This window comes from Microbacterium sp. 8M (assembly GCF_902506375.1).
Classification (GTDB): Bacteria; Actinomycetota; Actinomycetes; order Actinomycetales; family Microbacteriaceae; genus Microbacterium.
Genome location: NZ_LR733284.1, coordinates 514,896 through 538,917 on the forward strand (window position 1 = coordinate 514,896; position 24,022 = coordinate 538,917).

A 24,022-nucleotide genomic window follows, 5' to 3' on the forward strand; every position below is an offset into this window, starting at 1 on the left:
TCCTTCTGATCGAGGTGCGGATGCGACGATTCAGTCCTCGGCCACGCGTGCGGCGACCGCGTGCATGGAGGAGGAGATGTCGTGCAGCCGGCGGATGAGGTCTTCGGCGCTGGTGCGGTCGGGGAGCGCGAACCCCTCGGCGATCTGCCGGGGGATGTCGCGGAGTTCGTCGCGGAGGCGGCGGCCGCGATCGGTCAGCGCGATCGAGACGACGCGCTCATCGGGGGAGCGCCGTTCGCGCACGATCAGGTCGCTCTGCTCCATGCGCCGCAGCAGCGGCGACAGCGTGCCCGAGTCGAGCTGCAGGCGCTCGCCGAGCGATGACACGGTCTGCTCGCCGTCGAGCCATAGCGTCACCAGCACCAGGTACTGCGGGTAGGTGAGGCCCCAGGGGGCGAGCAGCGTCCGATACGCCTGGGTCGTCGCGCGCGTCGCGGCGTAGAGCGCGAAGCACACCATCTCGTCGGTTGCGGCCATGCAGAAAGCATTGCACACAAGTGAGTTGTGCACAACTTAAGCGAGATGCGAGTGCGCCGATGCGATGCGCGGTGGCGGTGCGGCCTCAGCCGCGGAGCTCGTCCAGCGCCTTCTCAATGCGGCGCTCGCGGGTCGCCTCCTGCTTGGCATCGGCGACGGAGCGCGCGATCTCCTTGCGCCGCGTGTAGTTCAGCGCCTCGTAGGCCGCGGTCAGCCCGGCGTCGGCGAGGGCGGTCGCGAGCTCGTCGGGGACGTCCACGGTGCGCTCCGCAGTGTCGGCCGTGATCACGGCGTCGAACTCGTCGCCGAGCTCGAGCCCCACCGCGGCGCGGTTGGCCTTGCTGAACCCGATGAGGTTCTTCCCGCCCATCCGCGCCAGACGCAGTCGTGCCGTCTTCTCGCGGATCGTGACCGCGACCGGGAACGCCTTCCTGCTGCTCAGTTCGGCGACCTGGGCGTCGGTGAGCACGATGGCTCCAGCAGGGCCCATGGGCTCGAGGGTGGTGCGGATCCGGAGCTCGCTCATGCCGGCCAGCCTACGGCTGCTCCGCCTGGCGGGCGAGGGTGTCGTTGCGCTGCTCGATGAGCCGGATGAGGTGCTGCCGCATCACGAGCGCGTCGACGAGTCGTCCGAGCGGGCCGAGCGGCGACCGGAAGTCGATCTCGTCGCGCATCAGGGTGCCACCGGGTGCGGGCGTGAACGTGTGCTGGTGCCGGAAGGCGGCGAACGGGCCGCGGATCTGGCGATCGGAGAAGGCGTGCGGTGCATCGATGTCGAACACCAGGGACGTCATCCGGAACCGGATCCCGAAGTGCCGGGCCGACCAGGTCACCGTGTCGCCCTCCGCCATGAGCCCCGCGTCGACCCCGCCGACGATGCGCTCGGCGTGCGCCGACATCGACGCGACGTGCACGCCGACGTCGAGGGAGAGCGCGAACACCCGCTCCACGGGTGCGGCGATCGTCCGCTCGAGGACGAACGACCCCATCAGAGCGGATCCGGCTGCGGGCGAGGGTCGGCGAAGTCGCCCGCCGCCTTGCGCATGCGCGCCACGATCGCCACCAGGTCCGCGGTGTCCTGCGCGGAGATGCCCGGATCGGCGAACACCTCGTCGTTGAGCGCTGCGGTCGCGCGCTCGACCAGGTCGCGCCCGGTCTCGGTGAGCTCGAGCAGGGCGGCGCGTCCGTCGTGGGGATCGCGGTGCCGGGCGATGAGGCCGTCGCGCACGAGCCGGTCCGCGGTGCTGGAGACGCTGGTCGCGTGCACCTGCAGGCGCGCCACGACGCTGGACAGCGGGAGGGTGCCGGTGCGGCTGAACGCGAGCAGGCGCAGCACCTCGTACCGGGCGAACGACAGCGTGAACGGCCGCAGCGCCGCATCGACGCGAGCCAGCAGCAATTGCTGCGCGCGCATCACCGACGTGACGAGCGACATGCCGTCGGCGGCCTCGGTCCAGCCGTGCGCCAGCCACTGCCGCTTCGCCTCGGCGAGCGGGTCGATGGGCAGCGGGTGCGGGCGGGCCATGCCCCTACGTTACCGGGGTCGGCGCCGGTTCCCCGTTGCCTCGCGGAGGTGCTGCGCGCGGTCGCGAAAGGGTGCTTCGGATCCGAGCCGATGAGACTGGATGTCATCGGTCATGAGATCGAATGTCACCGACGATGCCCGCTAGACTCATCACAAGCGCAACGGAGGTTCGATGAAGATCTACGTCCTGGTGAAAGAGGTGCCCGACACGTACGGGGACCGCAAGCTCGACCTGGAGACGGGTCTGGCCGACCGCGGCGCGGGCGAGGTGGTGCTCGACGAGATCACCGAACGCGCGCTCGAGGTGGCGCTGAGCTACGCCGACGCGAACCCCGGCACCGAGGTGGTGGCGCTGACCATGGCGCCCGAGTCGGCGACCGCATCGATCCGACGGGCTCTCGCGATCGGCGCCGGATCGGCCGTGCACGTCGTCGACGACGCGCTGCGGGGCGCCGACCTCGGGCTCACGGCCGCGGTGCTCGCAGCGGCGATCCGGCGCGGCGAGCCCGACCTCGTGATCACGGGCAACCTCTCGACCGACGGCTCCGGCGGCGTGATCCCCGCGATGCTCGCGGAGCACCTCCGGTTCGCGCAGGCCACCGCGCTGAGCGCCGTCACGATCGGCGCCGACGCTGTCACCGCGACGCGGGCGACCGATTTCGGATCCCAGCAGGTGACGGTTCCGCTGCCCGCGGTGATCTCGATCACGGAGGCGCTGCCCGATGCCCGCTTCCCGAACTTCAAGGGCATCATGGCCGCCAAGAAGAAGCCGCTGGAGGTGCTCTCCCTCGCCGACCTCGGCGTGAGCGCGGACCCGGCCGAAGCGCCGCAGACCATCCTCACGGCGGTGGCGGAGAAGCCGCCGCGCGCGGCGGGCGTGAAGATCACCGACGAGGGAGACGCGGCCGCGCAGCTCGTCGAGTTCCTGGTGCAGAACAGGCTGGTGTGACCATGGCGTACCCCGACAACGCGATCCTCGTCCTCGTCGACGTGTCGCCCTCCGGCGCCGCGTCGCCCTCGACCGCGGGCCTGCTCGGCGCCGCCGCACAGCTCGGCGCCCCGGTGGCCCTGGTGGCCGCCCCCGCCGGGACCGCTCAGGCCGCCGTGGACGCGGCCGTCGCCGCCGGCGCGGAGGTCGTGCTGACCGCCGACATCGACGGCAGCGCGGTGACCGTGCCCGTCGTCGACGCACTGCAGGCGGCGTACCGCGCGGTGCGCCCGGATGCCGTGCTCGTGGCGAACTCGATCGCCGGGCGCGACGCCGCGGGGCGGCTCGCCGTGCGCGAGCACCTGGCGCTGTCCGTCGACGCGATCGGCGTCTCCCGCGACGACGAGGGCGTGGTGGCGCACCACTCGGTCTACGGCGGGGCGTTCCTCACCGACTCGGCGCCCACCTTCGGCGCTCCCGTCATCACGGTGCGCCAGGGGGCGATCGACGCCAGGGCCGAGGCCGTCGCCGATGCCCGCGTGGAAGCGCTCGCCGTGGAGCCCTCGGGCGCACCGGCGGCGACGGGTGAGGCGATCGAGGCCGTCGAGGCGACGTCGTCCCGCCCCGAGCTGCGCGGCGCCAAGGTCGTCGTCTCGGGCGGGCGCGGACTCGGGTCCAAGGAGAACTTCGCGCTCGTCGAGGAGCTCGCCGACGAGCTGGGCGGCGCGGTCGGCGCCTCCCGGGCGGCCGTGGACGCGGGGTACATCCCCTACGCGCACCAGGTCGGGCAGACCGGCGTCTCCGTCTCGCCGCAGCTCTACATCGCGCTCGGCATCTCCGGCGCGATCCAGCACCGCGCCGGCATGCAGACCGCGAAGACGATCGTCGCGATCAACAAGGATCCCGAGTCGCCGATCTTCGACGTCGCGGACTTCGGCATCGTGGGCGATCTGTTCACGGTCGTGCCGCAGGTGATCGAGCAGCTGCGCGCGCGGAAGAAGTAGCCATGACGACCTTGCGCAGGGGACTGCCGCGCACCCGCGGCGGCGAGCCGTGGCCCCCGGCCGTCGAGGTCGCGTTCGGCGAGGCAGCTCCTGGCGAGGAGCGCGCCGTCGAGATGGAAAACGTCGCTCCGGGCGTTCCCGCAGCAGCGGAATCCATCTCCCCGGTGCTGGCCTCGGCGCCCGGGATGGAAACCGTCGCTCCGAGCGTCGGAGAAGGAGCGAAGAGCATCTCGGCGCCAGTGGACACTGCTCGCGATGCTCCCGCCGCGCCAGCCATCGGATCCGCGCTGCGCCGCGGCCTGCCGCGGGTCGCGGGTGGAGAGCCCTGGCCCCCCGCCGGTGCGGCGGCTGGTGCGAGCTCTCCGACCGAGATGCCCATCCCGGTCCCTGAGCGTGTCGAAGGGACACAGTGGCAACCCGAGCCGACGCCCGCCGCGGCTCCGGCCATAGCCTCTGGTGCTTCAGCAAGCTCAGCGACCGGGGGCGGCTCCGCAGTCGCGTCCGGATCCCCGCTGCGGCGCGGCCTTCCTCGCGTCGCGGGCGGTGAGCCGTGGCCCCCCGCCGGCACGGTGACGACGCGAGCAGCCGAACCGGCCCCTGAGCTCGTCGAAGGGACCGAGCCGCGACCCGAGCCGACGCCTGCTGCGGCTTCGGCCGTGGCCTCGGGCGCTTCGACACGCTCCGCGACCGAAGCGGCGAGCCCGGCGACCGCTGTCGCGCGCCGCCCCGACGTGTCGACGCCGCTGCCGTTCACCCGCACGGTGTGGAACGGATCCGCTCCGCGTCACGTAACGGCCGAGGCGGCGCCCTCGAAGCTCCGGCCGACCTGGCCGCAGGCGCTGAGCGGGCTGTTCGCGGCGGCGGGCCTCGCCGTGCTCGCGGGCGCGGCGATCGCGATCGTGCGCGCGTTCCTCAGTCTTCCGTTCATGCAGGACTTCCTCGCGACGTATCCGGGGGAGTACCACCTGCCTGCGGGCGCCCCGGTGGGGCTTCCCGCGTGGGTCGGCTGGCAGCACTTCTTCAACGTGTTCCTGATGACCCTGATCATCCGGTCGGGGCTGCGGGTGCGCACGGAGAAGCGCCCGACCGCGTTCTGGACGCCGCGCGGAAACCCGAAGGGCAAGATCAGCCTCACGCTCTGGTTCCACCAGGCGCTCGATCTGCTCTGGATCCTCAACGGCGTGATCTTCATCGTGCTGCTGTTCGTCACCGGGCAGTGGATGCGGCTCGTGCCGACGAGCTGGGAGGTGTTCCCGAACGCCCTCTCGGCGGCGCTGCAGTACGTCTCGTTCGACTGGCCCACCGAGAACGGCTGGGTGAACTACAACAGCCTGCAGCAGCTCGCCTACTTCACCGTCGTGTTCCTCGCCGCGCCGGTCGCCATCGCCACAGGCTTCCGCATGTCGGGGCTGTGGCCGAAGAAGGCCGAGGGGCTGTCGAAGGCGTACCCGATCGAGCTCGCCCGCGCCGTGCACTTCCCGACGATGCTCTTCTTCGTGGCGTTCATCGTGGTGCACGTCGCTCTCGTGCTGTTGACGGGGATGCTGCGCAACCTGAACCACATGTTCGCCGCGCAGGACGCGGTGACCTGGACCGGGTTCTGGGTGTTCCTGCTGTCGCTCGCGGTGATCGCGGGCGGCTGGATCGCCGCGCGTCCGCTCGTGCTCGCCCCGATCGCGAAGCTGTTCGGGCAGGTCTCCGGGCGCTGACCTCGGCACCCTGGCGGTGGATGCCGGGTCGGTCCGCGTCGACGCCCCCTCGCAGCATCGAGGCCCCCTCGCAGGGCCGCATCCCAGAGGGGGGCGCGGATGCTCCGGAGGGGCCTCGATGCAGAGGCGTGAAGAGGGCAGTCGTCAGCGGACGAAGCGGACTTCCTTGATCGTCTCGCCGAGGAACGGCTCCTGCTGCGATGCACCGTCCAGCGTGAACCCGTTGCGGGCGTAGAAGCGGTGCGCGCGGGGGTTGTCCTCGGCGACCCAGAGGTAGCAGTGCTCGTCGGCGGCCACCGCGGCGTCGAACAGGCGCTGGCCGATGCCGGTTCCGTGCCAGGCGTCCAGCAGGTAGATGAAGAACAGTTCGCGCTCGGCCGGCGGGTTCTCGTCGCGGGCAGGTCCGGATCCGACGAATCCGACGATCTCACCGTCGACGAGAGCCGCACTCATGCGGTACTCGGGGCCCTGCGACGCCCAGTGCGTCCACAGCTCCGCGAGGCGCTTCGGCGACACCGCTTCGAGCGTCGCCGTGCTGATCAGGTGGTCGTAGGTCTCGTGCCAGCACTTCGCGTGCACGCGGCCGAGCGCTTCGGCATCCACATCGCGAACGGGCCGGACGGTGACGTTGGGAAGGGCTTCGGCGCTCATGATCGTGACTCTACGCGCGCGGTGCGCTGACGCGAAATCGAGGGTGGCGCTCTGTTTCGAGGCGGTTTCCGGCCCTGGCGGGACTGTGCGGATCCGACAAACGTTTCCCGGGATCCGTGCCGGATTCACTACGCTCCCCGTGTGAACGTGATCTGGCGCACCCTCCTCGTCATCCTGTCCGCCCGCCGCCGCGTCCGTCGTGGCCAGAGCCTCGCGCCGACCGCGGTCGGCCGCATCCACCTCACGACGCTGCCGACCGACATCGACATCCTCCGGCACATGAACAACGGCCGGTATCTGTCGCTCTTCGATCTGGGCCGATGGGATCTGCTGATCCGGACGGGACTGTTCGACGCCATGAAGCAGCGCGGGTGGTACGCGGTGGTGTCGAGCGAGACGATCACGTTCCGCAAGTCGCTCGAACTCTGGCAGCGCTTCGACGTCGAGTCGCGCTTCATCGGTCACGACGAGAAGGCGCTGTTCCTGGAGCACCGCGCCGTGGTCGACGGCGAGGTGTACGCGAAGGTGATCGTGCGGGCCCGGATGCTGCGACGCACCGGCGGAACCGTCTCCCACGAGGAGTTCTTCGGGGCCCTGGGCCGCCCCGAGGACGTCCCCGGCGTCGAGGACTGGATCCACGACTGGGCGGCGGCCTCCGCGCTGCCTCCGACCAAGGCTCCCGCGCCCAGCGTCTGGGACGACTGAGGCCGGGAACAGGGCGGTGACCAGAAGCCGCCTCGGTTTCTCCCGGCCGGAAGCAGGAAGGAATGTCGGCGCTCGCTTGGTACCGTTCCGAGACGTCCTCGCAATGAGGACGAAGACAAGGAGGGTACGAATGAGTAAGACGAAGAAGGGCATCACGAGAGCCACCATCATGGTGGTGCCCGCAATCGCGGGCCTGCTGCTCGCTGGGGCGCCCGCAGTGGCCGCGGAGGCGGCTCCGCATGCTGCCGTTGGAATTGCAAGAGCCGCTTCGATCAGGGTCGACACGAACGCGTGGAGGGCCTGCGCTCAGAATTTCAGAAGCGCTGCCTACGCGGCAGGTTCTCGCAATTTCAGCAGCGCGAGCAGCTATGCGAGTGCCGGCACGGCGTGTGGGCGAGCGATTTTCACCGGTTCGGCGAACACGCTCTTCGCGCAGGCGGTGACTGACCTCCAGACGTATATCCGGCAGGGGAATTCGTCAGCGGCCGTCAGCAAAGCCAACAGGATCGCGCAGGCCATCGAGGACTGCGCGTATCTCTACGAGAGAGGCGATGCCAGCGCGCGCGGACGCTTCTAGACAGGTGAACCTCGCGGTAACGGCGAGGACGTGAAGCCGGTGGCCCGTCGAAACAACTCGATGGGCCACCCGTCTTCGAGCGTCATCGCCGGGGTAGTCCCGCCGCGTCCTGCGGCTGGTCCCGTTCCCCCACGCGTACAGCATATTCAGGGCGCCCAGGCGGGCGTGCCGCCCCTTTCCGCGGTCCGGGGAGCGCCATGCTGGAGGTGAGCACTCGCGCGCCCGACCCGACAGCGCGAGGAGGGAGGACCGCAGCACATGCCGCAGTGGCTGAACGCCGCGCAGACCGAGCGCGCCCGCCGGGCCGTGGCCCTCGCCCAGCGCTGGATCGACGAGGCCGCAGAGGCGCATGCCGATCCAGCCGCGGAGCGCCTGTCCGGAGTGCTGCGGGATCCGCACGGACTGCCGTTCACGCTGGGATTCGTGGACGACGTGATGCGTCCAGAGAGCCTGGGGGCGGCGGCCTCGGGGCTGCACCGCGTGGCGCCGCTCGTGCCGGGATTCCTGCCCTGGTACCTGCGGGCCGCGGTGCGCGCCGGCGGCCTGGTGGCGCCGGGGCTGCCCGCGCCGACGGTCCCCATCGCCCGCACCGTGCTGCGCGAGCTTGTCGGTCACCTCATCGCCGACGCGCGCGCCGCCAAGCTGGGCCCGGCGATCGCGAAGCTGCGCGCCGGGGGCGCCCGGCTCAACCTCAACCTGCTCGGCGAGGCGGTGCTCGGCGAGGAGGAGGCGCAGCGCCGGCTGGACGGGATCCACGAGCTGATCCGCCGTGACGACGTCGACTACGTGTCGGTCAAGGTGTCGTCCGTGATGAGCAGGATCTCGATGTGGGCCTTCGACGAGGTCGTCGAACGGGTCGCCGAGAGGCTGATGCCGCTGTACCTGTCGGCCGCGGGGGATCTGTGGTCGTCGACGAGCCCGAAGAGTGCGCAGACCTTCATCAACCTCGACATGGAGGAGTACCGGGACCTCGACCTGACCATCGCGGTGTTCACCCGGATCCTGGAGGATCCGCGGCTGAAGCACCTCGAAGCGGGGATCGTGCTGCAGACCTACCTGCCCGATGCGCTGCCCGCGCTGCGCGAGCTCACCGCCTGGGCGAAGGACCGCGTCGACCACGGCGGCGCCCCGATCAAGGTGCGCCTGGTCAAGGGCGCCAACCTCGCCATGGAGCGGGTGGAGGCGGCACTGCATGGCTGGACGCCCGCGCCCTACGACACCAAGATCGACACGGACGCCAACTATCTGCGCTGCCTGGACGCGGCCCTCACCCCGGAGGCCGTGCGCGCGGTGCGCATCGGCATCGCCGGACACAACCTCTTCGACATCGCGTACGCCTGGCTGCTCGCCGGCGACCGCGGCGTGCGGCCGGATCCGGCCCCGGAGCTGGCGCCTCCGGTCTCTGAGCCGACGTCCCCGGACCCTGAGCTCGTCGAACGGCCCGGAGACCCTGCTGTCCCTTCGACAGGCTCAGGGACCGGAACTGCGGCGTCCCCGCCGATCGAGTTCGAGATGCTGCTCGGCATGGCGCAGGGGCAGGTCGAGGCGGTGAGCCGGGAGGTCGGTCACGTCCTCCTGTACGTGCCGGTCGTGAAGCCGAGCGAGTTCGACGTGGCGATCAGCTATCTCGTGCGCCGGCTCGAGGAGAACGCGTCGAAGGAGAACTTCCTCTCGTCGGCCTTCCGGTTGCATGAGGATCCGGACGCGCTGGACCGCGAGATCAACCGGTTCGCGCTCTCCCTGGAGCGCTCGGCCGATCCGGCGCTGCCAACAGGTCCGCGGCGCAAGCAGGACCGGCTGGCCCCGGTGCACGAGTCCGCCGCGCTCACCACGGATCCCGACACCGAGGCGGCGGCGCTCACGCAGGCCGTGCTGGGGATCGCCGAGTCGGCCGACCCCGGCGACACGTTCGTCGAGACCGCAGTCTTCGCCGCACGGGAGGACGACTCGACCGTCGCCACCGGCGCTCCCGGCTTCCGCAACACCCCCGACACCGACCCCGCACTCCCGGCGAACCGGGAATGGGCGCGGGGCATCATCGCGCGCATCCCCGGCAGCGCCGCGGGGGCGGGCCTCGTCCAGAGCGCTCAGGTCACCGACCCGGCCGAGCTCGACCGCATCATCGCCCGGGTGCGCGCGGCGGCTCTGGCCTGGGGCAGCCGCCCGGCTGCCGAGCGCGGCGAGGTGCTGCTCCGCGTCGCCGCCGTGCTCGAGTCGCGCCGTGCGGAGCTCATCGAGGTCGCCGCCGCGGAGACGGGCAAGGTGCTCTCCGAGGGTGACGTCGAGGTGAGCGAGGCCGTCGACTTCGCCCGGTATTACGCGGCGCGGGCCAGGGAGCTCGACGCCGTGCCCGGGGCGGCCTTCGTGCCGTCGCGGCTCACCGTCGTGGCACCGCCGTGGAACTTCCCGCTGTCCATCCCCGCCGGAGGGGTGCTGGCCGCGCTCGCCGCGGGATCCGGTGTCGTGTTCAAGCCGGCCCCGCAGGCGCGGCGGTCGGCGGCGGTGATCGCCGCGGCGCTGTGGGACGCGGGGATCCCGCGGGATCTGCTGGCATTCATCGACATCGCCGAGGGCGAGCTGGGCCGGGAGCTCATCGCCCACCCCGATGTGGACCGCGTGATCCTCACCGGATCCTTCGAGACCGCGGCCCTGTTCCGCAGCTGGCGGCACGACCTGCCGCTGCACGCCGAGACCAGCGGCAAGAACGCGATCGTGATCGCGCCCTCCGCCGACCTGGACCTCGCCGTCGCAGACCTCGTCAAGAGCGCGTTCGCCCACGCCGGGCAGAAGTGCTCGGCAGCGTCGCTGGCCATCCTGGTGGGGCCGGTCGGGCGCTCCAAGCGGTTCGCGCGGCAGCTTCTCGACGCCACCCGCACCCTGCACGTGGGCTGGCCCGAGGATCCGCTCGCCGAGGTCGGCCCCGTGATCGAGCCGCCGCAGGGCAAGCTGCGCTGGGCGCTCACCGAACTCGACGCCGACGAGAAGTGGCTGCTGAAGCCGCGGGAGATCCCCGGATCCGACGGCAGACTGTGGACTCCGGGGATCCGCCTCGGCGTGCAGCCGGGATCGCGTTTCCACCGCGAGGAGTTCTTCGGGCCTGTGCTCGGCATCATGCACGCCCCCACGCTGGCGCGCGCGGTCGAGCTCCAGAACGCCGTCGAGTACGGCCTGACCGCGGGGCTGCACACGCAGGATCCCGACGACCTCGCCCTCTGGCTCGACCGCGTGCAGGCGGGGAACCTGTACGTGAACCGCAGCATCACCGGCGCGATCGTGCAGCGCCAGCCGTTCGGCGGGTGGAAGCGCTCCGCGGTCGGGGGCGGCGCCAAGGCCGGCGGCCCGAACCATCTCATCGGGCTGGGCTCGTGGCGCGACACCGGCGGCGCCGGATCGAGCACCCTGCACCTGCGCGGTCTCGACTCGCGCATCACCGCGCTGATCGAGGCGGCCCAGCCGTCGCTGGACTACACGGCGTTCGAGTGGCTGCGGCGCGCGGCGCTGTCGGACGCCCTCGCCTGGGACCGCGAGTTCGGGCGGGTGCGCGACGTGTCGCGCCTGGGCGTGGAGCGCAACCTGTTCCGCTACCGCCCGGTGCCGGTCGCCGTGCGCGCGACCGGCGAGGCGCCCCTGCGCGTTCTGCTGCGGGTGGCGATCGCGGCGATCCGCAGCGGCGGCGCGTTCACGCTCTCCTCCCCGGTGGGGCTGCCGGCCGCGGTGCGGCGCGTGCTGGGCGAGGCCGGGGTCACCGTCTTCGTGGAGAGCGACGAGGAGTGGATCCAGCGGTTCACCGCGCCCCGGGCGGCCGAGCCGGCGGGCGCGTCCGGCCCGCTCCCGTGGCAGCGGGTGCGGGACTCCGACGCGCAGGCCGGCGGGGATCATGACGGGGACGCCGAGGCCCCGCAGCGCCCCGAGCGGGTGCGCATCGTGGGGGCCGCGGAGGACGTCGCCGCACTGCACGCGGCGCTCGCCCAGGCGGTGCAGGGCGATCCGGATCTGGCGATCTTCGCCGGCGAGGTGACCACCGCCGGGCGCATCGAGCTGCTGCCGTTCCTGCACGAGCAGGCGATCGCGATCACCGCGCACCGCTACGGCAACCCCGACGACTGGAGTGCCGGGGTGATCTGAGAGACCGAGAACGCACCGAGCTGGCCACGCTCAGACTCGGGTGCGAGAATGGACGACGGCGTGCCCGTGTCGCATCTTCTCCGCACAGCGGATCGAAGGACCGCCGGGCCTGAGGACAGCGTCCGCCGCATCCAGGATTCCGAGGAGCCTCATGTCGACGCCCGACACCGCCACCACGACCACCCCGGCCCGCACCGCGCACCACCGCCGGTACCTGATGTGCAAGCCGGAGCACTTCACGGTGAACTACAGCATCAACCCGTGGATGGAGCCGGCGAACCCGACCGACACGGCGAAGGCTGTCGCGCAGTGGCAGAAGCTGTACGACCTCTACCTCGAGCTGGGCCACGAGGTCGAGCTCATCGAGCCGCTCCCCGGCTACCCCGACATGGTCTACACCGCCAACGGCGGCTTCGTGATCGACGGCCGCGCCTACGTGCCGTCGTTCTACTACGAACAGCGTCAGGGCGAGGCTCCCGCGTTCGCCGAGTGGTTCCGCACGCACGGCTTCGACACCGTGCTGCCCGAGGAGATCAACGAGGGAGAGGGCGACTTCCTGCTGGCGGGCGATGTGATCCTCGCCGGCACCGGCTTCCGCTCCGCGGGCGACAGCCACCGCGAGGTGAGCGAGGTCTTCGGTCGCGAGGTCGTGACGCTCAAGCTCGTCGACCCGCGCTTCTACCACCTCGACACGGCGCTGACGGTGCTCGATCCCGTCGTCGGCGAGGAGAACGGCGGCCCCGCCACGGCGAACATCGCCTACCTGCCGCACGCGTTCGACGACGCCAGCCGCGCGATCCTCGAGGAGCGCTTCCCCGACGCGATCCTCGTCTCGGACGAGGATGGCGCCGTGTTCGGTCTGAACTCGGCGAGCGACGGCTACAACGTGATCATCTCGCCGCGCGCCAAGGGCTTCGAGAAGCAGCTGCGCGAGCGCGGCTACAACCCGATCACGGTCGACCTCAGCGAGCTGCTCCTCGGTGGCGGCGGCATCAAGTGCTGCACGCTGGAACTGCGCGGTGCCAAGTGACGGCCGCCGAACTCGTGACCGACGCGACGAAGGCGGGGGCTGAACCGCACGTCGCGCGCAACTACGCGCCGCTCGACGTGACGATCGCCCGCGGCGAGGGCGCCTGGGTGACCGACGTCGAGGGCAAGCGGTACCTCGATCTGCTCGCGGCGTACTCGGCCGTGAACTTCGGCCACCGCCACCCTGCGCTCGTCGCCGCGCTCGAGGAGCAACTGGGCCGCGTGGCGCTCACCAGCCGTGCGTTCCGCAGCGACCGCCTGGAGCCGTTCGCCGCAGCGCTCGCAGAGCTGTGCGGCAAGGATCTGGTTCTGCCGATGAACACCGGCGCCGAGGCGGTCGAGACCGGCATCAAGGTCGCCCGTGCCTGGGGGTACCGCGTCAAGGGCGTGCGCCCGGACGCGGCCCGCATCATCGTGGCGCACGGCAACTTCCACGGCCGCACCACGACGATCGTCGGCTTCAGCGACGACGAGTCCGCACGCGACGGCTTCGGGCCGTTCACACCCGGCTTCGATGCCGTGCCCTATGGCGACGCCGAGGCCATCGCGGCCGCGATCACCGACGACACCGTCGCCGTGCTCATCGAGCCGATCCAGGGCGAGGGCGGCGTGATCATCCCGCCCGACGGGTATCTGCGCCGGATCCGCGAGATCTGCGACGAGCGCAACGTGCTGTTCGTCGCCGACGAGATCCAGTCGGGCCTCGGCCGCGTGGGCGAGACCTTCGCGTGCGACCGTGAGGGCGTCGTTCCCGACCTGTACCTGCTCGGGAAGGCGCTCGGCGGCGGGATCCTGCCCGTCTCCGCGGTCGTCGGCAACGAGGACGTGCTGGGCGTGATCCGCCCCGGCGAGCACGGATCCACGTTCGGCGGCAACCCGCTTGCGGCAGCGGTCGGGCTGCGGGCGGTCGAGATGCTGGCCTCGGGGGAGTTCCAGGAGCGCGCGAAGGCGCTCGGCGCGCACCTGCGCGCGGGCCTCGACGCGCTCATCGGGCACGGGGTCACCGCGGTGCGCTCCGCCGGCCTGTGGGCGGGCGTCGACATCGACCCGTCGCGGGGGACCGGCCGCGACATCGCGGAGAGGCTCCTCGACCGCGGCGTGCTCGTGAAGGACACGCACGGTCAGACCATCCGCATCGCGCCGCCCATCGTGGTGCGCGCGACCGAGCTGGACTGGGCGCTGGAGCAGCTCCGCCTCGTGCTCGAGGGCTGAGCCGCGAGTCCCCAGGGAAGCGCCGGCCTCACTCGGTCAGGCGGCGCTCCGCGCGGTACGACTCCCACTCGTCCACGAGCTCGGGCATCCGGCGCGCCATGAACCGGAAGAACTCCGCCATCTCCGAGGCGCGGTCGCGCGCCGCGTGGTCCTCGTCGTGCTCCGCCCCGATCGCCTCGATGTGGGCGGCGAGACGCTCGTAGATCGGACCGTTGTTCGTCATCAGTCCGTACCAGGTGTCGGGGATGATGACGTAGTGGTCGCGGCGGCGATCCGGCCGCGAGATGCGGCGGATGACCTGGATCGTCTGCAGGTAGCGCACGGCGCCCGAGACGGCTGCGGCGCTCACGCCGAGCCGGTCGGCGAGCTCCGCCGCGCTGTATCCCTCAGCGGGGGCGGCGATGAGCGCCATCAGCACGCGGCCGGGCATGCGGGGGAAGCCGACGGCGGTGATCATCGCCGCGGCCTCCTCCGCCGCGTCCACGCCGTGGTGCACGGGCGGATCCGGTTCCTGCGCGCTCATGACTCCATCATCCCGCGGGCTGCAGCTCACGGCGGCGCATGAGGGCCAGCGACGCGGCGGCCCCCGCCACGACCACGAGCACCAGCCACAGGGCGCCGCGCAGGTCGGTGTCGCCGTTCGAGACGATCGGGGTGACCGAGAACGGCGAGAACCGCGTGGTCCATTCCGGCAGCCCGAACAGGGGTCCGAAGAGCCCGAACACCGTGGCGAGGAGCACAAGGGCCCAGGCGATCCCGATCGTGCCGCGGGGCAGCAGCACGAACACGAGCCCCGTGAGCACCGTGAACACGCAGGCGGCCAGTCCCTGACCGAGCCCGACGACGGCGACCACCTGGGCGAGCGACGACGCGTGCGCATTGCCGGCGAGCCCGGCGAAGGCCGCGAGCATCGCCGCGGCCACGATGATCGCGATCGCGAACGTCGCCACGAGCAGGTAGTCGGCGAGCCAGCGCACCCGCCCGACCGGGAGCGCCAGCACGTTCTCCGCCGTGCCGTGCGCCTCCTCCTGCCGGGCGCGCACGACGATCTGCACGGCCGCGCAGGCGGCGAGGATCCCCAGCATCGTGAAGAACACCGAGACCACGGTCTCCTCGAGATTGCCCGCCTTGCCGATCTTGTCGAGGATCTGCTGCACCGCCGGGTTCTGTCCGGAGATCTCGCCCGCCAGGCCGGAGAGCTTCGTCGCGAGCAGTCCGGTGAGCGCGCCGCCGACGGCCCAGCCGACGATGGCGCCGTTGGTCAGCCGCCACACCAGTGCGTGCGGGCTCGACAGCGCGGGCCGGGCGTGGATGCGGGCGGGCCGCGCCGGGATGAAGCCCTCGCCGATGTCGCGCGCGGACTGCAGCGCCACCGCCGCGATCGCGAGGATCAGGCCGAAGGCGACGCCGAGCAGCGCCGGCCAGCCGTCATCCGTGTCGTAGGGGCGCGCCTGCTCCGCCCAGCCGAACGGCGACACCCACACCAGGCCGGAGCTGCTGATGCGGGTGAGGTCGTCGCTCGGGGTTCCCGCGACGTTGCCGATCCCGTTGATCAGGAACGTGCCGACCAGGATCCACACAGTGAGCGCGTTCGCCCCGCGCGAGGTGCGCATGAGCTGCGCGGCGATGAGGCCGATGCCGAGGAACGCGATCCCGGTCGTCGCCGAGGTGGCGCCCATGAGCCAGGATCCGGTGGCGTCGAGCTTCGAGCCGATCAGCGCGAGCGCCACCAGCACCCCGAGCACGAGGTTCGCCGCGATGCCGTGGATGATCGTCGCGATCGTCGGCAGGGCGCGACCCACCGCGGTCGCGGCGACGAGCTCGGTGCGGCCCGCCTCCTCGTCGCCGCGGGTGTGCCGCACAGCGAGGAACGTGCTCATGAGTGCAGCCAGCATCGTCAGCCATGGCAGGACCTCGAAGGAGAGGAACTGCCCTTCGGAGGCCCCCGACGGGAGGCCGCGGAACATCATGATGACGGGGTTCGCCATCACCGCGGCGAGCACCTCGACGCGGTCCTTGACGGTCGCGTACGACTGGGTGACGCCCGCGAAGCCCGAATACGCCATGAGCACGGTCGCGAGGATCCAGAGCAGCAGCTGCAGCCAGTCGCGGCGCAGGCGCTGCCGCAGCAGGGTGGCCAGCATCATGACTCCCTCGCGGCGACCCGGCGGGACGCGCGGGTGCCCGCACCTGTCGAGTCGTCGTCCTCGGCGGCCCGGAGCGCGGCGAGGTCGTCGCCGTAGTGCCGCAGGAACAGCTCCTCGAGGGAGGGCGGCTCGATGCGCAGCCCGGCCACGCTGCGCTGGGCGAGCACCGGCAGCACCGCGGAGACGGCGTCGCTGTCGACGGTGAACCGTGCCCGCCCGTCGTCCAGGACGCCGTCGTGCGCGCCGGGGATCCCGGCGAGGGCGGAGGCGTCCGTCGCCTCGAACGACACCTCGGTGCGGGTGAGGTGGCGCAGCTCCTGGAGCGTGCCCGATTCGACGATGCGTCCGGCCCGGATGATGCTCACCCGATCGCACAGCAGCTCCACCTCGGAGAGGATGTGGCTGGAGAGCAGCACGGTCGCTCCGCCGCGGCGGATCCGCTGCACCTCGTCGCGGAAGACGACCTCCATGAGCGGATCCAGTCCGCTCGTCGGCTCGTCGAGGATGTACAGATCCGCGGGCACGGCGAACGCCGCGATGAGCGCGACCTTCTGCCGGTTGCCCTTGGAATACGCGCGGCCCTTCTTGCGGGGGTCGAACTGGAACGCCGTCATCAGCCGCTCCCGCTCGGCGCGGTAGCCGGGATCCTTGGTCCTCGCACCGCGCAGCCGCGCCAGGAAGTCGATGGCCTCGCCGCCGGACAGGTTCGGCCAGACGCTGACGTCGCCCGGCACGTAGGCCACACGGCGGTGGATCTGCACGGCGTCGCGCCAGGGGTCCTGCCCGAAGACCGTCGCGGATCCGCCGGTCTTGCGGGCGAGGCCCAGCAGGATCCGGATGGTGGTGGACTTGCCGGCCCCGTTCGGGCCGAGGAAGCCGTGCACCTGGCCCTCGTCGACGCTGAGGTCCAGTCCGTCGAGCGCATGCACGCGGCCGTAGTGCTTGGTCAGGCCGTCGGTGCGGATGATCGTGTTCATGGCGGCGATGCTACGCCGAATTCACAAATTCGTGAAGGAAGTGAAGCGCATGGATTCCGTGAGGATCACGTCCAGGGTCAGGATCCGACGGTGACGGCGATCGTGTGCCAGCCCGTCGCGCCGTCGGGTGCCGGGGGAGCGGTGTCGGCGGTCTGCACGGTGCCGTCGGCACTCGTCGCGCGGCAGCGGATCGTGTGCTGTCCCGCTGTCGCACGCCAGTGCAGCCGCCACTGCACCCAGGTGTCGGCGGAGATCGCGGGCGCGAGCTCGGCGCGCTGCCACGGCCCGCCGTCGACCTGCACCTCGACTGCGGAGACGCCGACGTGCGGCTGCCAGGCGATGCCGGCGATGACGGTGTCGCCGGCGGGGACCGTGCGGCCGGAGCGGGGCACGTCGATGCGCGACTCCAGCTTGATCGGGCCCCGGGCGGACCAGCCGCGCGAGGTCCAGTAGGCCGTGGCGCGGTCGAACCGGGTGACCTCGAGGTCGGTGACCCACTTCGTCGCCGAGACGTAGCCGTACAGCCCCGGCACCACCATGCGCACGGGGAAGCCGTGCTCGACCGGGAGCGGCTCGCCGTTCATGCCGATCGCGAGCAGCGCGTTGCGGTCGTCGGTGAGCGCGTCGAGAGGAGTGCCCGCGGTGAACCCGTCGGCGGAGGTGGAGAGCACCATGTCGGCGTCGGCCGCGGGCCGCGCCTTCGCGAGCAGCTCGCGGATCGGATACCCGAGCCACATCGCGTTGCCGATGAGGTCGCCGCCGACCTCGTTCGACACGCAGGACAGCGTGGCAGGGGCCTCCACGAGGGGGAGCGCGAGCAGCTCGTCCCAGGTGAGCGTGACCTCGTGCGCGACCAGGCCGTGGATCCGCAGCCGCCAGCGCGTCGGATCCACCTGGGGCACGACGAGCGCCGTGTCGATGCGGTAGAAGTCTGCGTTGGGGGTGATCAGCGGGCTGAGCCCGTCGACCTTCAGCGCCGCGCCGGCGGGGATCGGCGCCGCGGGCACGGCCGGCTTCGGCAGACGCAGGGCGCTGCGCACCGTGGTGACCGCGACGGATCCGGCCCGCCCGGCGGTGGCCGCGACGGTCGCGAGGATCCCGAGGGCGGCCGTCGCGCCGGTCCACGCGAGGAAGCGCCGGCGGGACGGTCCGTCCGGCTCGGTCGATGGAGCGGCGTCGACGGACGGTGAGACTGCATCTGCGCGACGAGACTGCAGCAGAGGACGGCTGTCTCGTCGCGCAGGTGCAGTCTCGCGGTCGGGGAGGATTCCGCGAACTTCTTACGAATCCGTGATCTCCGCGCCGCCCGCCCCCGCGCGGTTCCTACGCTGAGGTCATGATCGGATCCGCGTGGCGCGGCGACGACGCCGGCCACGAGCGCGGGCAGCCACGAGAGCGCCACGGCGCCGGCGCGCAGCGGCGCCAGCAGGGCGACCGCCGCGCCGAGCACCACGAGACCGGCGACGCCGACACGGCGCCAGCGCCGTTCGCACACGCCGAGCGCGCCCGCGACGACGACGAGCACCACGGCGATCCCGGTGAGCAGCGCCGCCTTGTCCCCCGTGCCGAACAGGGCGATCGCGGTGTCCTTCGCCCACGCCGGCGCGGCGTCGATGAGCACGCCGCCGACGACCGCGAACGGGCTGGACTGCGGCGCCACCAGCGTCGCGACGAGCTCGCCCGCACCGATGCCGAGCAGCGCGGCGGCGAGCCCTGCGGCGGCCGCTCGCGCCCTGCCGCGCCACGCGGATCCGATCATGACCTCAGCGTAGGAACCGCGCGGGGGCGGGCGGCGCGGAGATCACGGATTCGTAAGAAGTTCGCGGAATCGGATCCGGTTCACTCGTCATCCGCGCCGCGGCGGCGCTCCGGCAGGGTGTCGCGCGGCGACGTCGCCTCCTCCGTGCGGATCGGCGTGGTCGCGCTGGTGATCGGCGGTGTGGCGGCGCGCTCCATCGCATCCACGACGCGCAGGGGGCGGGTCTCGTCGAGGGTGAGCAGGAAGCGCGCGTTCTCACGGCGGTGCAGGCGGCCGGAGTACATCATCCAGCCCGCACCGATGGCGAAGGCGAGCAGGCCCGCCGCCGCGCCGACCGTGATCGCGGCGCGCGGTCCGAAGGCGTCGGCCACCCGGCCGGCGATCGGAGCGCCGATCGGGGTCGCGCCCATCACGACCGCCATGTACAGCGCGAGCACCCGCCCGCGCAGGGCAGGATCCGTCGTGGTCTGCACGTAGCCGTTCGCGGTGGTGAGCATCGTGACGGTGGAGAAGCCGACGAAGACCAGGGTGATCGCGTAGGCGACGTAGGTCGGCATCTGCGCCGAGATGAGCGACGCGACCCCGAACCCGCCCGCGGCGAGCATGAGCACGCGCACGCGCGCGCGGTCGCGTCGCGCGGCCAGCAGGGCGCCGGTGAGGGATCCGATCGCGAGCACAGAGCTGAGCACGCCGTAGCCGTCCGCCTGCCGGTGGAACTCCAGCGCCATCGTGGAGGCGAAGATCGGGAAGTTCATGCCGAACGCGCCGATGAGGAACACCATGACGAACACGACCATCAGATCCGGCCGGCTGCGCACGTAGCGCAGGCCCACGAGGAGCCCGCCCGCCCGCCGGTTCTTCGGACGCGGGATGAGCTCGCGGGTGCGGATGAGCAGCAGCGCCACGATCATCGCGAGGAACGTCGCCGCGTTCGCGACGAACACCCACCCGGATCCGAGCGCGACGATCGCGAGCCCGCCGACCGCGGGCCCGATCAGCCGGGCCATGTTGAAGGAGGCCGAGTTCAGGGCGACGGCGTTCGACGCGTTCTCCATCGAGACCATGTCGGACACGAAGGCCTGCCGCGCAGGGGCATCGAACGCGTTCGCGATGCCGAAGCAGGCCGCGAAGGCCAGCATCAGCGGGAGCGTCATCACGTGCGTGAGCAGCAGCACGGCGACGCACAGCGCGAGCACCATGAGCGTCGACTGCGTGACGAGCAGGATCCGCCTCCGGTCGAACCGGTCGGCGACGCGGCCGGTGAGCCCGACCAGCACCAGGGGAGGGCCGAACTGCAGCGCCATCGTGGCGCCCATCGCGGTGGCGTCGTTGTGGGTGAGCTCGGTCAGCACCACCCAGTCCTGCGCGGTGGACTGCATCCAGCCGCCGATGTTCGAGATGATCGCGCCGAAGAACCAGATCCGGTAGTTGAACGCCGAGAAAGAGCGGAACATCTGGCTCACAGCTCGGCCAGCTTCCGCATCAGGATGCTCGCCCGGTGCAGCAGGTCCAGCTCGTCGACGGTGAAGTCGAGCTCGGTGATCTCGGCCATGAGCAGGCGGGTGCGACGCTCGAAGGTCTCCGCCACCACTTGCTCGCCGGCCGGGGTGATCTCGACGTGCACGCGGCGCCGGTCCTGGTCGTCCGGGATCCGAGTGACGTAGCCCTGCTCCTCGAGCCCTGTCACGAGCGAGCTCATCGTGGGGGCGGTCACGCGCTCGCGATCGGCGAGGGCGGTGAGGGAGTGCCTCCCGTGCGCGCGCAGTGCCGCCAGCGCGCCGAGCTGGGCGTCGCTCATCGCGATGTTGCGGCTGTCCACGGCGCGCACCGAGCGCAGGCGGCGGGCGAGACGGAACGTGGCGAGGCGCAGTTCGGTCGCGGTCTCGTGCAGTCTCTCGTCATCCATCGCTTAGATAGCCTAACTAAGTTTCTGGAGAATCGGATCCGGATCCGCCCACGCCGCACGCACGTCATCCGCCGACGCCGAACCGCGGGCGCGGCGCCGGATCCGTAGACTCGGGGGCATGGCTGAGTCCCGCACCGCCGAGTTCACCGACGCACACGGCATCGCGATCGTCTACGACGTGCATCCGGTCCCCGACGGCGTGACCCCGAGAGGCGTCGTGCAGCTGCTGCACGGCGTGGGGGAGCACGCGGGGCGCTACGGCGCGCTGATCGCCGATCTCACCGCCGCCGGCTTCATCGTGTACGCGGACGATCACCGCGGTCACGGCCGGACCGGCATGAAGCAGCACGGCGACGCGTCCCGGCTCGGCAGGCTCGGCCCCGGGGGACTGCGCGCGGTCGTCGCCGACGAGTGGCAGCTCACCGAGCTGATCCGCACGGAGAACCCCGGGCTCCCGCTCGTGCTGCTGGGGCACTCCTGGGGATCGTTCCTGTCGCAGATGGTGCTCGATGCCCACCCCGACGCGTACGACGCGGTGATCCTCACGGGGACCGCGCACCGCACGCCGCGCGACCTGAACTCCCTGCCGTTGAACGCCCGCTGGAAGGGGCCGGACGCTCACGGACTGGAGTGGCTGTCCCGCGATCCCGCGGTGTGGGCCGACTTCCGCGCCGACCCGCTCACCACCGAGGTGCCGCTGCTCAAGCTCTTCGGTCCGATCGAGGCCGCGCGCCTGTACGGCCGCCCGGGCAAGGACTACCCGAGGGACGTGCCGGTGCTGCTCATGGTCGGGCGCGACGACCCGGTCGGCGGACCGCGCAGCGTGCACCGCCTGGCCGACGACTACCGCAACCGCTCCGGCCTCAGCGACGTCACGACGCTGGTGTATCCGGACGCGCGCCACGAGATCTTCAACGAGCTGCAGCAGTCCGAGGTGCGGGCGGACCTGCTCGCCTGGCTCGACAAGCACGTCCCCGCGCGCGTCTGAGCGGGCGGGCGGATCCCGGCGCGCACCGCCGTGCGGATACGTGCACAGGGGCCGGCCTGCGGATCCGTGCGCGCACGCTGCCGCGTAGGCTGGAGCGGTGCACGGTGAGTACAAGGTTCCTGGCGGCAAGCTGGTCGTCGTCGACTTCGAGGTGACCGACGGTGCGATCGCCGATTTCCGGCTCGCGGGCGACTTCTTCCTCGAGCCGGACGACGCACTCGACGACATCAACGCCGCGGTGACCGGCCTCCCCGTCGAGACCGACGCCGCCGCCATCGCCGCCGCCGTGCGCGCGGCGCTCCCCGAGGGCGCCCAGCTCCTGGGACTCACCCCCGAGGCGGTCGGCACCGCCGTGCGCCGGGCCCTCGTGACCGCGCCCGGCTGGCGCGATTTCGACTGGGAGATCCTGCACGAGAAGGCGGTCTCCCCGCGCATGAACCTCGCCCTCGACGAGGTGCTCACCACCCGGGTCGGCGAGGGGCGGCGCCGTCCCACCCTGCGGATCTGGGAGTGGGACGAGTCGGCGGTCGTGATCGGATCCTTCCAGTCCTACCGCAACGAGGTGGATCCGGCCGGTGCCGCCAAGCACGGGTTCGACGTCGTCCGGCGGATCTCCGGCGGCGGAGCGATGATGATGGCCGCGGGCCAGATCATCACCTACTCGCTGTACGTGCCCGCGTCGCTCGTGCAGGGCATGACCTTCGCAGACTCCTACGCGTTCCTCGACGACTGGGTGCTGCAGGCGCTGCGCTCGCTCGGGATCGACGCCACCTACCAGCCGCTCAACGACATTGCCGGCCCGAGCGGCAAGATCGGCGGCGCCGCACAGAAGCGGCTCGCCAACGGCGGGGTGTTGCACCACGCCACGCTCTCCTACGACATCGACGGCCAGATGATGACCGAGGTGCTGCGGATCGGCCGCGAGAAGCTCAGCGACAAGGGCACCGCCTCGGCAGCCAAGCGCGTGGATCCGCTGCGCAGCCAGACCGGCCTCAGCCGCGCCGAGATCATCGAGCGCTTCAAGGACACCTTCCGGTCGCTCACGAGCGCGGAGAACGGCACGATCGCGGACGACGAGTACGCGGCGGCCGAGGAGCTGGTGCGCACCAAGTTCGGCACCGAGGCGTGGCTGCACAGGGTTCCGTGAGCGGCTCGTCGGAGCCGGTCGCCGCGCCCGCGGGTCCCCCGGTCGCTGAGCCTGTCGAAGCGACCACGGCGGGTTCCCCGGTCGCTGAGCCTGTCGAAGCGCCCGCGGCGGGTTCCCCGGTCGCTGAGCCTGTCGAAGCGACCACGGCCCGCACGGCTGCTTCGACCCAGCCGGCGCTCGGCGCCGTCGAGATCGTGCACGGGGAGGCGCTCGACGTCGCCCGCACCCTGCCCGACGCATCCTTCACCCTCGTCTACCTGGATCCGCCGTTCAACACCGGCCGCACGCAGGAGCGGCATGCCGTCTCCAGCCGTCGTGCCGACAGGCCTGCCGGCACGATTCAGGCTGACCGGGCCGGGGCCGGATCTGGGCCGGAATCGGCCGACGCGAGCGACTCCAGCCTGAACAGTGCCGTCGGGAAGGCGGCGACCGGGGCGCGCGAGATCAACCACGGCTTCCACGGGCACCGCTACGAGCGGGTGCGTGAGCTGCTGCACGCCTACGACGACCGCTTCGACGACTACGGCGACTTCCTCATGCCACGGCTGGAGGAGGCCTGGCGGCTGCTCGCCGACGACGGCACGCTGTACCTGCACCTCGACTACCGCGAGGCGCACTACGCCAAGGTCATGCTCGACGCCGTGTTCGGCCGCGACTGCTTCCTGAACGAGATCATCTGGGCCTACGACTACGGAGCGAAGCCGCGCACCCGCTGGCCCACGAAGCACGACACGATCCTCGTCTACGTGAAGACCCCCGGCGGGCACGTGTTCAACGTCGACGACGTCGAGCGCGAGCCCTACATGGCGCCGAGCCTGGTCAGCGCCGCCAAGCGCGAGCGCGGCAAGCTCCCCACCGATGTGTGGTGGCACACGATCGTGCCCACCACGGGGCGTGAGAAGACCGGTTACCCGACGCAGAAGCCCGAGGGGATCCTGCGCCGGATCGTGCAGGCGTCCAGCCGCCCCGGCGACCGGGTGCTCGACCTCTTCGCCGGATCCGGCACGACGGGCGCCGTCGCCGCGGCGCTCGGCCGCGACGCCCTGCTCGTCGACGTCAGCCCCGAGGCCGTACGCGTGATGCGGCAGCGGCTCCCGCACGCGACCGTGCGCGAGGGCTGAGCTACCGCGTCGGGCGGCGCGAGACGCACCGCCCG

General features: G+C 71.6%; 22 protein-coding genes and 1 pseudogene. 11 read left to right on the forward strand and 12 right to left on the reverse strand.

Annotation, left to right across the window (positions count from 1 at the left end; genetic code table 11):
- Positions 1-30 precede the first annotated feature (30 nt).
- The 4 genes from AERO9AM_RS02370 to AERO9AM_RS02385 form a co-directional block, all read right to left on the reverse strand.
- Complete coding sequence (locus AERO9AM_RS02370; RefSeq protein WP_201298563.1) at positions 31-477, reverse strand: MarR family winged helix-turn-helix transcriptional regulator; 447 nt, start codon at positions 475-477, stop codon at positions 31-33.
- A gap of 85 nt (positions 478-562) precedes the next feature.
- Entirely contained in the window at positions 563-1,003 is a 441-nt protein-coding gene (locus AERO9AM_RS02375; protein WP_159574723.1) for a YdeI/OmpD-associated family protein, read from the reverse strand.
- 10 nt (positions 1,004-1,013) lie between these two features.
- Positions 1,014-1,466 carry an SRPBCC family protein gene (locus AERO9AM_RS02380; protein WP_159574724.1) on the reverse strand — a complete coding sequence of 151 codons (453 nt, stop codon included), beginning with the start codon at positions 1,464-1,466 and terminating at the stop codon, positions 1,014-1,016.
- The gene (locus AERO9AM_RS02385; RefSeq protein WP_159574725.1) at positions 1,466-2,002 is read right to left on the reverse strand and encodes a MarR family winged helix-turn-helix transcriptional regulator; all 537 of its coding nucleotides are present in this window, start codon (positions 2,000-2,002) and stop codon (positions 1,466-1,468) included. Before AERO9AM_RS02385 ends, AERO9AM_RS02380 begins: the two co-directional genes overlap by 1 nt.
- Positions 2,003-2,174: 172 nt before the next feature.
- Between AERO9AM_RS02385 and AERO9AM_RS02390 the strand changes: the two genes are divergently transcribed.
- The 3 genes from AERO9AM_RS02390 (at position 2,175) to AERO9AM_RS02400 (ending at position 5,643) form a co-directional block, all read left to right on the forward strand.
- On the forward strand, positions 2,175-2,951 hold the full coding sequence (locus AERO9AM_RS02390) for an electron transfer flavoprotein subunit beta/FixA family protein (protein ID WP_159574726.1): 777 nt from the start codon (positions 2,175-2,177) through the stop codon (positions 2,949-2,951).
- A gap of 2 nt (positions 2,952-2,953) precedes the next feature.
- Positions 2,954-3,934, forward strand: coding sequence for an electron transfer flavoprotein subunit alpha/FixB family protein (locus AERO9AM_RS02395; protein WP_159574727.1), 981 nt, complete (start codon positions 2,954-2,956; stop codon positions 3,932-3,934).
- Between the two features lie 569 nt (positions 3,935-4,503).
- Positions 4,504-5,643: a cytochrome b/b6 domain-containing protein gene (locus AERO9AM_RS02400; RefSeq protein WP_236602448.1), complete on the forward strand. Its 1,140-nt coding sequence runs from the start codon at positions 4,504-4,506 to the stop codon at positions 5,641-5,643.
- A 144-nt stretch (positions 5,644-5,787) separates the two neighbouring features.
- Here the strand turns inward: AERO9AM_RS02400 and AERO9AM_RS02405 are convergent, their stop codons facing one another.
- The gene (locus AERO9AM_RS02405; RefSeq protein ID WP_159574729.1) at positions 5,788-6,294 is read right to left on the reverse strand and encodes a GNAT family N-acetyltransferase; all 507 of its coding nucleotides are present in this window, start codon (positions 6,292-6,294) and stop codon (positions 5,788-5,790) included.
- A 141-nt stretch (positions 6,295-6,435) separates the two neighbouring features.
- Here AERO9AM_RS02405 and AERO9AM_RS02410 point away from each other — a divergent pair, with 141 nt between their 5' ends.
- The 5 genes from AERO9AM_RS02410 to rocD all read left to right on the forward strand — a co-directional run bounded on the left by AERO9AM_RS02410 (position 6,436) and on the right by rocD (position 13,942).
- Entirely contained in the window at positions 6,436-6,999 is a 564-nt protein-coding gene (locus tag AERO9AM_RS02410) for an acyl-CoA thioesterase (RefSeq protein ID WP_159574730.1), read from the forward strand.
- A 130-nt stretch (positions 7,000-7,129) separates the two neighbouring features.
- Complete coding sequence (locus AERO9AM_RS02415) at positions 7,130-7,576, forward strand: hypothetical protein (RefSeq protein ID WP_159574731.1); 447 nt, start codon at positions 7,130-7,132, stop codon at positions 7,574-7,576.
- 258 nt (positions 7,577-7,834) lie between these two features.
- A complete protein-coding gene (locus AERO9AM_RS02420) occupies positions 7,835-11,701 on the forward strand; it encodes a proline dehydrogenase family protein (RefSeq protein WP_159574732.1) in 3,867 nt (1,288 codons plus the stop codon).
- 151 nt (positions 11,702-11,852) lie between these two features.
- Positions 11,853-12,731, forward strand: a complete 879-nt coding sequence (ddaH, locus tag AERO9AM_RS02425) for a dimethylargininase (RefSeq protein WP_159574733.1) — start codon at positions 11,853-11,855, stop codon at positions 12,729-12,731.
- Positions 12,728-13,942 (forward strand): ornithine--oxo-acid transaminase, encoded by a 1,215-nt coding sequence (gene rocD, locus AERO9AM_RS02430; protein WP_159574734.1) that lies wholly within the window; start codon positions 12,728-12,730, stop codon positions 13,940-13,942. Before ddaH ends, rocD begins: the two co-directional genes overlap by 4 nt.
- 28 nt (positions 13,943-13,970) lie before the next feature.
- Here rocD and AERO9AM_RS02435 read toward each other — a convergent pair whose 3' ends face one another.
- The 7 genes and pseudogenes from AERO9AM_RS02435 to AERO9AM_RS02460 form a co-directional block, all read right to left on the reverse strand.
- Positions 13,971-14,465, reverse strand: coding sequence for a GbsR/MarR family transcriptional regulator (locus AERO9AM_RS02435; protein WP_159574735.1), 495 nt, complete (start codon positions 14,463-14,465; stop codon positions 13,971-13,973).
- Between the two features lie 7 nt (positions 14,466-14,472).
- Entirely contained in the window at positions 14,473-16,089 is a 1,617-nt protein-coding gene (locus AERO9AM_RS02440; protein WP_159574736.1) for an ABC transporter permease, read from the reverse strand.
- Entirely contained in the window at positions 16,086-17,066 is a 981-nt protein-coding gene (locus tag AERO9AM_RS02445) for an ABC transporter ATP-binding protein (RefSeq protein WP_201298564.1), read from the reverse strand. Before AERO9AM_RS02445 ends, AERO9AM_RS02440 begins: the two co-directional genes overlap by 4 nt.
- A 77-nt stretch (positions 17,067-17,143) precedes the next feature.
- A pseudogene (locus AERO9AM_RS02450) lies at positions 17,144-18,151 on the reverse strand (molybdopterin-dependent oxidoreductase); the annotation flags it as partial.
- Positions 18,037-18,825: a hypothetical protein gene (locus AERO9AM_RS17660; RefSeq protein WP_442923247.1), complete on the reverse strand. Its 789-nt coding sequence runs from the start codon at positions 18,823-18,825 to the stop codon at positions 18,037-18,039. The gene AERO9AM_RS17660 and the pseudogene AERO9AM_RS02450, both read right to left, overlap by 115 nt.
- 80 nt (positions 18,826-18,905) lie before the next feature.
- Positions 18,906-20,279, reverse strand: coding sequence for an MFS transporter (locus AERO9AM_RS02455; protein WP_159577322.1), 1,374 nt, complete (start codon positions 20,277-20,279; stop codon positions 18,906-18,908).
- Between the two features lie 5 nt (positions 20,280-20,284).
- The gene (locus tag AERO9AM_RS02460) at positions 20,285-20,731 is read right to left on the reverse strand and encodes a MarR family winged helix-turn-helix transcriptional regulator (RefSeq protein ID WP_159574737.1); all 447 of its coding nucleotides are present in this window, start codon (positions 20,729-20,731) and stop codon (positions 20,285-20,287) included.
- Between the two features lie 118 nt (positions 20,732-20,849).
- Here AERO9AM_RS02460 and AERO9AM_RS02465 point away from each other — a divergent pair, with 118 nt between their 5' ends.
- From AERO9AM_RS02465 to AERO9AM_RS02475, 3 genes are all read left to right on the forward strand, one after another.
- The gene (locus tag AERO9AM_RS02465) at positions 20,850-21,719 is read left to right on the forward strand and encodes an alpha/beta fold hydrolase (RefSeq protein WP_159574738.1); all 870 of its coding nucleotides are present in this window, start codon (positions 20,850-20,852) and stop codon (positions 21,717-21,719) included.
- A 97-nt stretch (positions 21,720-21,816) separates the two neighbouring features.
- Positions 21,817-22,866 carry a lipoate--protein ligase family protein gene (locus tag AERO9AM_RS02470; RefSeq protein WP_159574739.1) on the forward strand — a complete coding sequence of 350 codons (1,050 nt, stop codon included), beginning with the start codon at positions 21,817-21,819 and terminating at the stop codon, positions 22,864-22,866.
- Between the two features lie 191 nt (positions 22,867-23,057).
- Positions 23,058-23,987, forward strand: coding sequence for a DNA-methyltransferase (locus AERO9AM_RS02475; protein ID WP_236602674.1), 930 nt, complete (start codon positions 23,058-23,060; stop codon positions 23,985-23,987).
- The last annotated feature ends 35 nt before the right edge of the window (positions 23,988-24,022 follow it).